The sequence below is a fragment of the Pseudomonas sp. P5_109 genome, from assembly GCF_034009455.1.
GTDB lineage: Bacteria > Pseudomonadota > Gammaproteobacteria > Pseudomonadales > Pseudomonadaceae > Aquipseudomonas.
The window spans coordinates 2169067-2182531 of sequence record NZ_CP125380.1; the positions used below are offsets into that span (position 1 = coordinate 2169067).

Here is a 13465-nt window from a genome sequence, read left to right on the forward strand (position 1 = left end):
TCAAAGGCGCGAGCAAAGGCTGATAGAATCTGCTGATTCTTCAGTCAGGTTTCCGCCATGCATCCCGCAGCCGAACACTCGCCGCTGGGCAAGTCCAGCGAATACATCGCCACCTACACGCCGTCCTTGCTGTTCCCGATCCCGCGCACCGCGAAGTGGGCGGAGCTGGGCCTGACGGCGCAAACCCTGCCGTACAAAGGCGTGGACTTCTGGAACTGCTTCGAGCTGTCCTGGCTGCTGCCGTCGGGCAAGCCCGTGGTGGCGATTGGCGAATTCAGCATTCCGGCGGATTCACCGAACATCATCGAATCGAAGTCGTTCAAGTTGTACCTCAACTCCCTGAACCAGACGCCGTTTACCGACACCGCGAGCCTTGAGGCGACGCTGGCCAAGGATTTGTCGACGGCTGCCGGCAAGCCGGTGGGCGTGCGCATTCGCAGTCTCAAGGATGTCGAGAGTGAAGGCGTCGTGGCCTTGCCGGGCGTGTGCATCGATGAACTGGATATCAGCGTCAGCAACTACGAGCACCCGCGGCCGGAACTGCTACGTTGCGATGATTCGCGCATTGTCGAGGAGAGCGTGCACAGCCATTTGCTCAAGTCCAACTGCCCGGTCACCAGCCAGCCGGACTGGGGCAGCGTGGCGGTGGAGTACCGTGGTGCGGCGCTGGATCACGCGAGCCTGCTCGAGTACATCGTCAGCTTCCGTCAGCATTCGGACTTCCATGAGCAGTGTGTGGAGCGGATCTTCCTTGACCTGCAGCGGTTGTTGAAGCCGGAGAAACTGACGGTGTATGCGCGTTATGTGCGGCGTGGCGGGCTGGACATCAACCCGTATCGCAGTACTGAAGAGGTGCAACTACCGAACCATCGCCTGGTCCGTCAGTAAAGATCCAATGTGGCAGCGGGCTTGCTCGCGAAGGCAGTGTGTCAGTCGACCACTTCATTGACTGACCCACTGCCTTCGCGCAAGCCCGCTCCCACAGGGGGATTTGCATTGCCAGTCGTAGAAACGAAAAAGCCCTGCTATCGCCAGCAGGGCTTTTTTGCATTCAGGGCAGGGGCGTCAGACACCCATGCTGACCAAGGCGTTCACGATGTTGCGCAAGGTGCCAGCGATGGCGGGGTGATCGACTTCAAAGCGCTCAACGGCCAGGTTCACACCATCGGCAAGGCTGGAGTCCTGGGTTTTGGTTTCAAGCTCAAGCTTCAGTTCAATCTGTTGCATGAGCTCGTGCAGTTCGGCGCGCTCTGCTTCAGACAGCGGAGGATTCTGTTCCAATTGCTCGCGCAGGGTATTGAGCTGTTCTTGCAGTTCGCGGGCAGGCATGGCGTTCTTCCTTCTTTAATCGATAGGCACTGGCATAGACCACGGCGAAAGGCCAAAGGTCGATGCCTGACCTTTAGATTAATCCACTCGCGCACAACGTGCATGATCTCGATCAGGGCTTTTCGCCCTTGAGCCGACGCAAGCTGATATCGGCCAGGCAGGTGTCGAGTTCACCGAGGTGATCGATCACCGAATGCACGCCCAGGCCGAACAATTGCATCGTGGCCCTCGCGCGTTTGATGTCGCGCTCCTGCTGGGTCAACGTTTGCCATTGCCGGGGCGTCAATCCGCACAGCGAGCCGCAGGATGCCAGGCCGATGGTCCACAACCCGGCATTGAGCCCCGCTTGCAGCAGGCGGGGCTCACCGCTCACCAGCACACAACCGTCGAGTCGTTCGACGTTCAGGGTCATCAAGGCTTGCCAGCAGGCATTTGGGGCGGGCCATGGATTGTTTGTTGCTGGATGTTGCGAGGGTTTGATCCATTCCGGCAGCGCAGCGGCCAGGGATTGGCTGAGGGCAGGGGGCAGTTCATCGAGCCAGGCGCAGGGTATTTGCTGGCGCTGCAAGCTGCGCAGGCTATCCAGTGCACCGGGCGTGGCCTCGGCGTGTTCGGCCGTGTGGCTGGCGTGCCGGTGCGTGTGTGCGCCGAAATCCACCAGGCAGCCACTGAGGCCGAACAGTACGGCAGTCAGGCTGGGTGCGGTTTGCGGCAAGGCTTCGGCGAGCGGCATATGGACGTCCCTGAAATAGCCTTAAGGCTAGCGGGCGACGGTGACAGTTGAGTGACATGGATATGAATCGCTCACAATTGGCACGCTTCCTGTGGCGCGGGTTTCGTGCAAAGTGCGTTAAACGGCGTTTACGTCTTATACTTGCTTACTTATTGCCCGGGCCAGGCGCCCGAGCCGGTACAAACCAAGGAGTTTTTTCTATGCGCTGGAGCAATCATCTAGCCAGGATTTGTGTATGCGCCAGTGTGATGCTGGTTCCGTTCGTTGCCCAGGCAGCCTCGGAAGATGATCCTTGGGAAAGCGTCAACCGCCCGATCTACAGGTTCAACGACGTGATCGACACCTACGCGCTGAAGCCCTTGGCCCAGGGCTACCAGTACATAGCGCCGCAGTTTGTCGAGGACGGCGTCCACAACTTTTTCCAGAACATCGGCGATGTGCGCAACCTGGCCAACGATATCCTGCAGGCCAAGCCTCGCGCCGCAGGCGTTGATACCGCACGCATCATTTTCAACACCACCTTCGGCTTGCTGGGCGTGATTGATGTCGGTACCAAAATGGGTCTGCAGCGCAATGACGAAGACTTCGGCCAGACGCTGGGTTACTGGGGTGTCGGCAGCGGCCCCTACGTGATGCTGCCACTGCTGGGTCCAAGCACCTTGCGTGACGCGCCTTCCAAGTACGTCGACAGCTATACCGGCGCTTATCGCTACGTAAACGACGTGCCTGTGCGTAACTCGTTCTACGCCCTGGACATCATCGATACCCGTGCCAACCTGCTGTCGAGCGAGAAGCTGATCACTGGCGACAAGTACACCTTCATCCGTAATGCGTACCTGCAGAACCGTGAATTCAAGGTGAAAGACGGCCAGGTTGAAGACGATTTTTAACGTCGATCGACAAATTGAGAAGGCGGCCATCAAGGCCGCCTTTTTTGTCTGCCGCGGTCCTGTTCCTCCACTCAAGCCACTTCGGTGTCGGCCTCAAGGCCTTTCAGGGGCGCATGCGGATGAAATCACGCTTTTCGCTGTAGTCCCGACCGGTTTGGCTCATGGCTTAGATCCTTCCATTGGGTTTCGGTTTTGACTGTTCTTATAACTCTCGGTGATTTGACAAGTAAAGTCGTCAAGCGACCATCGGCGTGAGCTTGAAACGCCCCGCGGATGGGAGTACCGTCTGCGCCTTAGAAGGGCACCTCTGGTGAACACGTGTGTAGGGCAAATGCCCGAAAGCGGTGCGACAGAGAGGCTAGAAAGCGAATCCAGTAGTGAGTGCCGGGTCTAAATCCCCCGCCTGCTACGCCAACCTAATTCTGGCGCCGTTTGCCCACATGCCAAAAACCAGTGCCACGCTGCTGATAATCGATGATGACGAAGTAGTGCGCGCGAGCCTCGCCGCCTATTTGGAAGACAGTGGTTTCAGCGTCTTGCAGGCCAGCAATGGCCAGCAGGGTCTTCAGGTATTCGAGCAAGACAAGCCCGACTTGGTCATCTGCGATCTGCGCATGCCGCAGATGGGCGGACTCGAACTCATCCGCCAGGTGACCGAGCTGTCGCCGCAAACGCCGGTGATCGTGGTGTCGGGTGCGGGCGTGATGAACGACGCGGTCGAAGCCCTGCGCCTGGGCGCGGCGGACTACCTGATCAAGCCTCTCGAAGATCTGGCTGTGCTCGAGCACTCCGTGCGCCGGGCCCTGGATCGTGCGCGCCTGCTGCTGGAGAACCAGCGCTACCGCGAGAAGCTGGAAAAGGCCAACCGCGAGCTCGAGGCCAGCCTGAACCTGCTCCAGGAAGACCAGAACGCCGGTCGCCAGGTGCAGATGAACATGCTGCCGGTCAGTCCCTGGACCATCGACGAGTTCAAATTTGCTCACCAGATCATCCCGTCGCTGTACCTGTCGGGTGATTTCGTCGACTACTTTCGCGTCGACGAGCGTCGGGTAGCGTTCTACCTGGCGGACGTTTCCGGTCATGGCGCCTCTTCAGCCTTCGTCACGGTGCTGTTGAAGTTCATGACCACGCGCCTGCTGTTCGAATCCAAGCGCAGCGGCACTTTGCCGGAATTCAAGCCTTCAGAGGTTCTTGGTCATATCAACCGGGGCCTGATCAGTTGTAAGCTGGGTAAACACGTCACAATGGTCGGTGGAGTCATCGACGAGGAGACCGGTTTGTTGACCTATAGCATCGGCGGTCATTTGCCGTTGCCAGTGTTGTACACGCCAGACAGTGTTCGTTATCTGGAAGGGCGTGGTCTGCCTGTGGGCCTCTTCAACGAAGCCACCTACGAAGACCACGTGCTGGAACTGCCGCCGACGTTCAGCCTGACGCTGATGTCTGATGGCATTCTGGATCTTTTGCCAGAACCCACACTCAAAGAAAAAGAAGCGGCGTTGCCCCAACGGGTCAAGGCTGCGGGCGGCACCCTGGATGGGCTGCGGCAGGTTTTTGGATTGGCCACGCTAGGGGAGATGCCGGATGATATCGCCCTGTTGGTGTTGAGCAGGAATCTTTGATGAGTACCGGTAGAATCCAGTTCGCCGAGCAGGATGGCACGTTCGTCCTGAAGTTCGTCGGTGAAGTTCGCCTGACCCTGTGTTCGGCGTTGGATGCGACTATTGAGCGGATCTTCAGCGCGTTGAATTTCAACGCGATCGTGATCGATCTGACCGAAACCCGCAGCATCGACAGCACCACACTCGGCCTGCTGGCCAAGCTGTCGATCCTGTCGCGGCAGAAGGTCGGCCTGCTGCCGACTGTCGTCACCACCCACGAAGACATCACGCGGCTGCTGCAGTCCATGGGCTTCGAGCAGGTCTTCAACATCGTCGACAAACCGGTGCCATGCCCGGAATGCCTGGACGACCTGCCAGACCAGGATCAGTCAGAAGAAGTGGTGCGGATCAAAGTGCTCGAAGCGCACAAGATCCTCATGGGCCTGAACGACACCAACCGTGAAGCCTTCCATGACTTGGTGAATGCCCTCGAACGGCATTGATCCGTAAAACGCCCTCACTGGCAACCTGTCCCCTGTAGGAGCTGGCTTGCCAGCGATGGCGTCCTGACAATCAATTACCCGCCAAAGCGAAACCAGATCCACCAAACGCACACAAAAAAGGGCGAACCCACCAGGGTTCGCCCTTTTTGCATTACACCCGCTCAGATCACAGCTTGGCCTGCAACAACGCCTCAAGCTTCTCCTGATCCCGGGCGAACTGACGAATGCCTTCAGCCAGTTTCTCGGTCGCCATCGCATCTTCGTTGGACTGCCAACGGAACTGCGATTCGTTGAGGCTCAGGCGCGCTTCACCGGCATGGCCCGGCGCCAGTTTGCGCTCCAGCTTGCCGGTATCCGCTGCCAGTTTGTCGATAAGGTCCGGGCTGATGGTCAGGCGGTCGCAGCCGGCCAGTTGCTCGATCTGGCCCAGATTGCGGAAGCTCGCCCCCATGACCACGGTCTTGTAGTCATTGGCCTTGTAGTAGTTGTAGATGCGCGTCACCGACTGCACGCCCGGATCATCCGCGCCGATGTAGTCGTTGCCGTTGGCTTTCTTGTACCAGTCGTAGATACGGCCCACGAACGGCGAAATCAGGAACACCCCGGCTTCGGCACAGGCTGCGGCCTGGGCGAAGGAGAACAGCAGGGTCAGGTTGGTCTGGATGCCTTCCTTTTCCAGGATCTCGGCAGCGCGGATGCCTTCCCAGGTGGACGCGATCTTGATCAGCACGCGCTCGCGGCCAATGCCGGCCTTGTCGTACAGCTCGATCAAGCGATGCGCACGCTTCAACATGGCGTCGGTATCGAACGACAGGCGCGCATCCACTTCGGTGGAAATACGGCCCGGGATCACTTTGAGGATTTCTTGCCCCACGGCCACGCCAAAACGGTCGCTGGCCAGGCCCACATCGCCCTTGCAGTCGTTGACGCTGGCGTTCAGCAGCTCGGCATAAGCGGGAATGGCCGCGGCCTTGAGCAGCAGGGAAGGGTTGGTGGTGGCGTCCACCGGTTTAACGCGAGCGATTGCTTCGAAGTCGCCGGTGTCGGCAACCACGGTGGTCATCTGTTTGAGTTGTTCCAGCTTGGAAGTCATGGGCGTGCTCTGTCCTATGGGTCTGATGACATTACCCGAGCGCTGACAGCCACTCAAGGGTGCGTACGTGTATCGGCGGCCCCTGCGGCAACAACCTGAAAACAGGTGTTTGAAAGGTGGGGCATGGTATCGATGAATTTGATGCCAAGCGGGCTCACAGGTTCAACTGATCTGACGGTTAACGCCTTGCAACCAGATCTTCTGGCTCCTGAATCCTCTGATAACTCTCGCGGCACCTTATGTGTAACTACCGATAATGTTGAAGTTTATATAGTTCGATTGCGCGCTGAATAATTGTTATAAAAAGTCAATTAACACCTTGGAAAGTTAGTCTTGGTGCTAACAGGTGTGATGTTATCTGGCAGAGGTCTTGATCGTTAGAATACGTCCAGTACATATATAGAATAAGGTGTAGTGTGATAATCAAGAATGTGTGTTTGTAGCGAATGTGTGTTTGTAGCGAATGTGCGTTTGTAGCATAACGTTCACTGCGTGAAGAGGAATATGTTTTTTGGATGTGTTTGATGATTTGATGCTTGGCTACGCACTAAAAAAATTGACCGGCGTGTTTGAAGAAATCGTGGAGGTTTCGAAAAGCACCGCTTCGGACAAGGCGACCTGCGTGCGGGGTATCAGACAATCTAAAAACGCAAAAAAAATCCCCGTCTGGTTGGGGCGTCTGAGAGTCAACACCCCTTATCAAGTCACGCATGTTCTGATCGATCAGATGCACGCCTCTCGAAAACTCAACCTCGACCTGCGCTTCGCGGCACAAGTTGCCTTGCTGGAAGCCCTGATAGAGGACGGACTGGCAATGCGCATCGCGAGCTATTCGGTGGTTGTCGTAGAGAATCGCCTGAAGTGTTTTTTGGACCGCTGAATATCTTATCTATTGAGCACACGCTCAATGTCCAGAACACTAGAAAGCTGCATGAGGCGTGAGAAGCCGATTGGAATCAAAACTGTACATCACTCAATACGCCGGCATTACTGTCATGTTACCAGCAGCCCTGGTCGTAGGCGGTTGGCTGTGGTGCACAGCATCAAGAAAACTTGCGCTCTTATGGCTAGGCGTACTGTCAGTAGCCTATTTTGTCGTTGGCTTGAGCAAAGTGCTGTTCAAGGGCTGGGGAATCGGTTTGGAAAGCCTGGATATCGCAGTCATCAGCGGCCACGCAATGAATGCCTGCCTGGTCTCAACCGTTGTACTGAGTTTGCTATTGCGCCAACTGGATCATCGGCTCCGATGGCTAGCACTGGGTGCAGGGCTGCTGTCGACCTGGTGGTTCAGCGTCGAGTATGTCGGTCAGACGATTCATCCTCTGCCGGAAGCGATTGCCGGGGCGGTTGTGGGGTCAGCGGCGGCGTGCGTATTTCTTTTCAGGCTGGAGAGAAAGGAAATACGCAAAATTCCCCGGACGGCCCTCATGCTAGGGCTCGCGATTATCATGCTGAGTACGAGCATTCCAAAATATACAGCCGAGAGGCTCTTGAACTCTTTCGCAGTAACTCTTTCGGGGGCAGAAAAGGCATTCATGCAGCCTCACTGGCGCACTCCCGGCGGATCGTCAAGGTTGTAAGTTATGATTCGAGTTCTGGTGAAGTGGCGTCACCAGGATTGACTACTATTTTTTTCTTCGATCCGATCCAGCAGTTCTGCAGTTTTTTTCTGCATCAGCGCAACATCGCCTCGACTCTCAACCTTCAACAGAATTTCGCTCTCCGATGGGCAGATCTTGAAGCGCCATTCAGTGAACGTCAGGCTCAGGCCGTCACTGTCATCCACATCCAGTGCTTCACCGGCATACAGGGCCCGCAAGTGCTCGAGTAGCTCAATGGGATTGCCGACCATGCGCCGAATATCACCTGAGGAAGGAAACAGCCCGATGCGCTCCACCAACAACTTTGGCTGTGGGGGGGTAGTGGAGGGGGCACTTTCGTATGTCCGCAACCAGGCAATCAATCCACTGTCGGCCTCGGTGAGCTTCTGTCCAAAAACCATATTGCCCGGTGCAAAAGGGTCCAGCGATTTATAGACGGAGTCGATCGGTGATCTGGAAGCGTTCATAGTGGTCTGCCTTAAAAAAGGTTTATGGCCGCTCAAAAAACGCGGCACCCAAGAGCTAAAAAATACCGTTTACAGGCCTTTCTTATAGAAAATCGCATAATAGAAATGGGTTGCGTTGATTCAGTGCATTGATGTTTGCACGCGTGTTGTCGCTATGCTCACGGATCAAGTCATAGTCTTAAGTGTCCGGGAACTCAGCGGACTGTTTGACTGGCTGCATCCAACGCCACGCAATCAAGCCGATCAACACACCGACAGCATTGGCCAAGGCGTCGTAAGGTGATGCCGTGCGCAGCGGCATCATTCCTTGTGCATATTCGATCAGGATCCCCGTCAGCAGACAGCCCAAGGCGATCCAGCGCGCCTTGACCCGCAGGAAGGCCAGTCGGCAACTAAAAGACAACACGAAAAAACCAACCAGGTGATGCAGCTTGTCTTCTTGGGCAAAGGCTTCGGGAATCGGTTGCGCACGCAAAGCAGCGGCCAGCAAGACCACACTAACGCTGATGAAAAAAAGACTGCGTATCCTTTGGGAAAGTTGTGTGACACCCAGGAGTAACGAACTCATTCGGTGATTTTCTCAAAGTTTTTATAGAACGCATCTTTGTCGCGGCCATTGGTCATGGTGTACAGCGAATATTGGCGGTTAAGACGCGCGCCACCATCGCGGGTCAACGGAGCCCAGACCAGATTGGCGCGACGCATCGTGGAAACGCTCATCAACTCGTCGAAGGGGACCGAGATATAGATACCTTTGTCGAAACTGCCCTCGCCGAACTCTTCTTTCGAGGCCGTAGTGCGGGTGACCCAGCCACCGAACTTCACGCCGTTACTGAACTCATGCGACACATCAAACGTGGCACCCCAATCGCGCGCCAGGTACCGTCCAACACTGACCGCCGCCTGCAAATCGAACGGCAGTTCGGTATAGGTGGTGATGTGACCGGTCACGGTGTTGTAATCGCGCAGACCAAAACCCTGGTCAAAGTCACGCTGGCGCACAAAGTTCAAATCAGCACCCAGGGCCCAGCGCTCGCCCATGGGGCGGTACAGCAATTCACCTCCGACCCCGGCGAACATTGACTCCAGATAACCGCCATACACCATGCCGAACAAGTCTTGATCCAGTTGCTTGGCATGGTTGAGCTGAAATGTCGGCATTGTTACATCAGAGGTGATGACGTACTTGCGCAAGTCGGTGCGCACTCGGGGCAGATTGCTCGGCGCGTCGTACGTGAACTTATCAAAGTTGTTCAGGAGGTTGGTGCTGATGACCCCGCTCGTCCATGTGCTGCGGGTAAAGCGGTATTCAGCGTCCACATCAGCGGTCAACTGGTACAACAAACCGTCAGGACCACCAACGTTTTGCTTGTAACCCAAGCCGAAACCATAGGTAAAAGGCTCGAGGGCCTGGGTGTACAGCGTGTTTTCAATGTGTGGCGTGGCCCGGTTCAATTCGGTGGTGCGGTGCAGGTCTGCAAGGTCTTGTTGGTTGTTCACCACGGCCCGGAAGGTTTCGCGCGGCACGCTGGTTTCGTCCACGGGCATGTCGTAACGCTTGTTCACCAGTGTGAACCAGTCGATTTCGTCATCCGCGCTGTTGTCCAGAATCCGGCTGGCCCGGCCCACGCCTTTGGCTGAGTAGAAATAGCGTGACTGCTCGCCATACACAATCAGTTCGGAATCGCGCTGAGCAATACGCTCGACCTTATAACCTGCGTTATTTTCCAGTCGTTTGGAAACCCCCGCCCAGTCGACCTGATCGAGCGGCGTGGTTGGCGCGCGTGCCGGCAGCGCTTCGACAGCGGGGTCGTAGCGTTTGGCCGGCGCCTTGCGGCTGGCGAAATTGGTATGAAAAGTGATGCCGAACAACGCGGTGTTGCCGCGCTCCCAACCTGCCGTCAAATCGACAGAGTCACTTAGCTTGTAGACCGCCCCGATGTTGATGGGCGAGTCCTGCTTCAGGCTATTGTCCAGCGGCTCGTGCTCGTAGTCGTTACCGTCGAACTCGAGTTTCAAGCTCAAGGGCGACCAGGGCGTCTGATAGGACACACCGCCAAACAACGCGGGCGAGCCTCGAAAATACGAGTTGGTATTGACGTCGCCCGCGTCCGCGCCTGTGTTTACCGGGCGTGTATCAAAGCGCTCATCAAGGTACCCCAGCGGATTTTCGAAATCCCCCCGGTTACCGATATAGCCCCAGGCAATGCCCAAGCTGAAATCCAGATTGTAGTAACGTTTGTTCGCCACAAAGTATTCGCTGGAAAACAGGCCGGTGCCCCCAACATCGCGAAAACCGAGCGCGACTTCGGGCAACCAGTGGCTTTCTTGCCAGAGGCGGGCTTTGACATCGACCGCCTTGTCTTTATAGCTCTGGTCGCCGCTGAATGCCTCGGCCCCGTATTTACGGTCGCTGATAGCGGTATAACGGAAACTGCCTTCCAGCCAATCAAGGGGCTGTATTGAAATGCTATAGCGAGAATATGGGTCTGTCCGGTTGGCGTTCAGGCTGAATTCGCCGGCGGGTGCCATCCGTGCGGTGGGGGTTTGCAACAAACCCACGCCACCGAAATCATTCTGGGTAAAACGTGGCTCGCCATGAGCCAGACTGTAGGGCAACAACACTACGGCGGCAAAACGTAACTTCAAGGGGCCACCTCGGGCAACGGTTGGGTGGCGAGAAACTGGGCCAGCTGCTCGTTCAAATCGGGTGTAGGCAGATCCGGATCATCGTTTCGCACGGGCACCAGAATTGTGCTGCCTGCGGCGGCAAACACCCCGTCTTCGCGGTTCCAGGCGGCGTTGCCGACTCGCCTGACCTGGCCATCGGGCTGAATCAACCACAGGTAATCGGCATCTGCGTCGGTCACCGGCAGACAGTTTTTGAGATATTCCTGGGCTGGCTGCAGGGCGCGATAGGGCAGCGTGCAGGGCTGTTCAACTGCGCCCAGGACAGTGACCGTCGTCGGGCGTAGAGGGTAAATCAGCCGGTCGCCGTCACTGAGCGAGTAATTGCGGGCGAACCCAACCTCCAGCGCCACGGGGTCGAGTACCGCGACTTTTCGGCCGGTAACGGGCAGTCGGCTGACCTCTTCAAACAGGCGCGCAGCCAGGGCCGCCAGGCTGCTTTTTTCTTCAAGCAAGGCCCCACGTTGAAGCATTTTCAGATCGAACAGCACACCGGCTTTAAGGCGGGTTTGCTGCATCATCAGTGGTTGGTGCAACCAGGCGGCGGCCAGCCAGTAACTTTCGGCGTTCGGGTGTCCCTGGCTGACGGCATCGAGCAAGCGCGTGCCTGGCACGAGCGTGAAGGATCCGGCGTTCAGTACATCACCCGTGACTGTGACAGCGGCCTGAGTCATCGCAGAACTTGCCAGCAACAGGCAAGCCGACAGCGTTTTCGAATATCTCACCGAGCCGTCTCCCAGTCAGGGCGCAATTGCACGATCTTCAAGAAAAGTTCCGGCGTGAGATGTTGTTCACTCTGCAGGATCAAGCCGTCGTCAGGCCTGACCCAAAAATGGTTAGTGGCCTTGAAACCCAGCTCGGGGATGTCGACGCGTTCGTCAATGCGCAGCAGCGCATAGTCCTTGTCCAGAATGGTGACGGTTTCGATGGCCTGTCGACTGAAGCGACTGTTGACCGCCAGTCCGACCCACGGACCCTGATAGACATCAATCCAGCGGGTACTGCTGTAACCGTCGGGCAATCGCTGCAAGCCACGCTTGAACGGCGACTCACCGTCGAAGCGCGTGCCATCGAGATTGATGCTCAGGCCGACGGTGCGAACGACCAGGCCATCGCGCATCAACAACACTTGCTTGCCGGAGGCGACCCAGAACTCCAGGTCACCCTGCTGGCGAAGCTTCGCCAGCACACCTTCGCTGGCGTGCGTGGTGACCTTGATCTGCGCATAGGGCACGGCCTCCACTTGCGCCGCAGTCACTTCCAGCGGTTGGACGCCCAGGGTGGAGGCTTTAAAGGTATCTAGGGACGCCTGCATCAACGGATTGCAGCCACACAGCAGTAAACCCACCGCCAGGCATGAGCTGTTACGCAAAGTTTTCAAAGCGGCTCAAACCTTATCGACTGCTGGCTTCACTGAGATTGTTTTGAGCCGCTGCTCCGGTACCCAGGACAAGAGCCGAGGGCAGCAACTGACTGATCAAGCGGTTCCAGCGGGTCACGCCTGCAGGGCCGACGTAGACAATGTCCTGGGGGTGCAGATCGAAGCGGCTGGCGAGAGCAAAAGCGGTAGGCGATTCGGCGTCCAGTTGAAAGACTTTTGCCGGCTCGGTTTCAAGGTTCTCAGCACCTCGAATGACATACAGCGCATTGCCATTGGAGGTGGCCTGGTTCAGTCCACCGACCGTTCCGACCGCATCCGCCAGATTCATCCGATTGATTTTGAACGTGAGCGCCCGAGGCTGGTTGACCTCACCCATGACGTAGATCTTTTTCCGGTCGTTGTAGGGAAGGTACAACTGATCGCCGTCTTTCAAATAGACGTTATGCAACTGCGAGCCTTTGCTGTTGAGCGAGTCCAGGTCCAGCGGATACTCACGTCCGTCCCGGGTCAGCGTCAGGCCGGCAAGGTCGGCATTCAATGGATCGACGGTAGCAGTGCCCATGGCTTCGACGACACTGAGCGGCGAAGTGGTAATGGGTAGTTGACCGGCTTTTAAAATAGCACCGGAAATAACGACTTTTTGACTGGCAAACCGCAAAACACTCAAGTCAACCTGGGGACTGTCGACGAATTGGGTCAGGCGCTCGGCAATAAAACCGCGTAGCTCCTCAATGGTTTTGCCGGCAGCATGAATATTACCGATGTAGGGGTAGAACATGGTGCCGTCCGGGCGTACCAGGCGACCGTTCGCATCAATTTGCTGTTGCGCACCCGATGGCGCAGTCAACTCAGGATGGTCCCACACAGTGATGTACAACACATCATTGGCGCCAATCCGGTAAGCCCCCGGCCTGAACGCCAACAACTCGGCATGCACCGAGGTTTGCACATTTGTCGCCGCGTTCTGGGCAATCAGTTTGGGCGTTATCGGAATCAACTCGATCCGACTACTTTCCGGTGAGCCATCACGGCCGACCTGACTGGTATCCAGGTGTTGACCGGGTGAGAACATACAGCCTTGCAGGGCTATACCCGCAAGCACAGCGAGCGACAAACTACGAATCATGATTGAGGACACTTGTGGAGGAAACACATCAGAACGGAACCACCCGGATTGCT

The 13465-nt window shown here is 56.8% G+C and carries 15 protein-coding genes; 6 read left to right on the plus strand and 9 right to left on the minus strand.

Annotation, left to right across the window (positions count from 1 at the left end):
• Positions 1-57 precede the first annotated feature (57 nt).
• Positions 58-888 (plus strand): NADPH-dependent 7-cyano-7-deazaguanine reductase QueF, encoded by an 831-nt coding sequence (gene queF, locus QMK54_RS09780; RefSeq protein WP_110656702.1) that lies wholly within the window; start codon positions 58-60, stop codon positions 886-888.
• 177 nt (positions 889-1065) lie between these two features.
• Here queF and QMK54_RS09785 read toward each other — a convergent pair whose 3' ends face one another.
• Both QMK54_RS09785 and QMK54_RS09790 read right to left on the minus strand, forming a co-directional pair.
• Entirely contained in the window at positions 1066-1329 is a 264-nt protein-coding gene (locus tag QMK54_RS09785) for a DUF4404 family protein (RefSeq protein WP_110656704.1), read from the minus strand.
• Positions 1330-1441: 112 nt separating this feature from the next.
• Positions 1442-2062: an HAD family phosphatase gene (locus QMK54_RS09790; RefSeq protein ID WP_110656706.1), complete on the minus strand. Its 621-nt coding sequence runs from the start codon at positions 2060-2062 to the stop codon at positions 1442-1444.
• A gap of 200 nt (positions 2063-2262) precedes the next feature.
• On the opposite strand from QMK54_RS09790, the gene QMK54_RS09795 reads away from it, so the two are divergent.
• From QMK54_RS09795 to rssC, 3 genes are all read left to right on the plus strand, one after another.
• Positions 2263-2952 (plus strand): VacJ family lipoprotein, encoded by a 690-nt coding sequence (locus tag QMK54_RS09795; RefSeq protein ID WP_110656708.1) that lies wholly within the window; start codon positions 2263-2265, stop codon positions 2950-2952.
• 440 nt (positions 2953-3392) lie between these two features.
• A complete protein-coding gene (rssB, locus tag QMK54_RS09800; RefSeq protein WP_032829882.1) occupies positions 3393-4574 on the plus strand; it encodes a two-component system response regulator RssB in 1182 nt (393 codons plus the stop codon).
• Positions 4574-5056, plus strand: a complete 483-nt coding sequence (rssC, locus tag QMK54_RS09805) for an anti-sigma factor antagonist RssC (RefSeq protein ID WP_007978612.1) — start codon at positions 4574-4576, stop codon at positions 5054-5056. Before rssB ends, rssC begins: the two co-directional genes overlap by 1 nt.
• A gap of 166 nt (positions 5057-5222) precedes the next feature.
• Here the strand turns inward: rssC and tal are convergent, their stop codons facing one another.
• A complete protein-coding gene (tal, locus tag QMK54_RS09810) occupies positions 5223-6149 on the minus strand; it encodes a transaldolase (protein WP_110656711.1) in 927 nt (308 codons plus the stop codon).
• Between the two features lie 517 nt (positions 6150-6666).
• On the opposite strand from tal, the gene QMK54_RS09815 reads away from it, so the two are divergent.
• Positions 6667-7029: a hypothetical protein gene (locus tag QMK54_RS09815; RefSeq protein ID WP_223593725.1), complete on the plus strand. Its 363-nt coding sequence runs from the start codon at positions 6667-6669 to the stop codon at positions 7027-7029.
• Between the two features lie 70 nt (positions 7030-7099).
• Positions 7100-7729: a hypothetical protein gene (locus tag QMK54_RS09820; RefSeq protein ID WP_413787357.1), complete on the plus strand. Its 630-nt coding sequence runs from the start codon at positions 7100-7102 to the stop codon at positions 7727-7729.
• 29 nt (positions 7730-7758) lie between these two features.
• On the opposite strand, the gene QMK54_RS09825 is transcribed toward QMK54_RS09820, so the two are convergent.
• The 6 genes from QMK54_RS09825 to QMK54_RS09850 all read right to left on the minus strand — a co-directional run bounded on the left by QMK54_RS09825 (position 7759) and on the right by QMK54_RS09850 (position 13412).
• Positions 7759-8217 (minus strand): mannose-1-phosphate guanylyltransferase, encoded by a 459-nt coding sequence (locus QMK54_RS09825; protein ID WP_320402407.1) that lies wholly within the window; start codon positions 8215-8217, stop codon positions 7759-7761.
• Between the two features lie 178 nt (positions 8218-8395).
• Positions 8396-8785, minus strand: a complete 390-nt coding sequence (locus QMK54_RS09830) for a VanZ family protein (RefSeq protein ID WP_320402408.1) — start codon at positions 8783-8785, stop codon at positions 8396-8398.
• Positions 8782-10866, minus strand: a complete 2085-nt coding sequence (locus QMK54_RS09835; RefSeq protein ID WP_320402409.1) for a YjbH domain-containing protein — start codon at positions 10864-10866, stop codon at positions 8782-8784. The genes QMK54_RS09830 and QMK54_RS09835 overlap by 4 nt, the downstream gene beginning before the upstream one ends.
• Positions 10863-11630: a capsule biosynthesis GfcC family protein gene (locus tag QMK54_RS09840; RefSeq protein WP_413787358.1), complete on the minus strand. Its 768-nt coding sequence runs from the start codon at positions 11628-11630 to the stop codon at positions 10863-10865. Before QMK54_RS09840 ends, QMK54_RS09835 begins: the two co-directional genes overlap by 4 nt.
• Entirely contained in the window at positions 11627-12286 is a 660-nt protein-coding gene (locus QMK54_RS09845) for a YjbF family lipoprotein (RefSeq protein WP_320402411.1), read from the minus strand. The genes QMK54_RS09840 and QMK54_RS09845 overlap by 4 nt, the downstream gene beginning before the upstream one ends.
• Before the next feature lie 13 nt (positions 12287-12299).
• Complete coding sequence (locus QMK54_RS09850) at positions 12300-13412, minus strand: polysaccharide biosynthesis/export family protein (protein WP_320402412.1); 1113 nt, start codon at positions 13410-13412, stop codon at positions 12300-12302.
• Positions 13413-13465 lie beyond the last annotated feature (53 nt).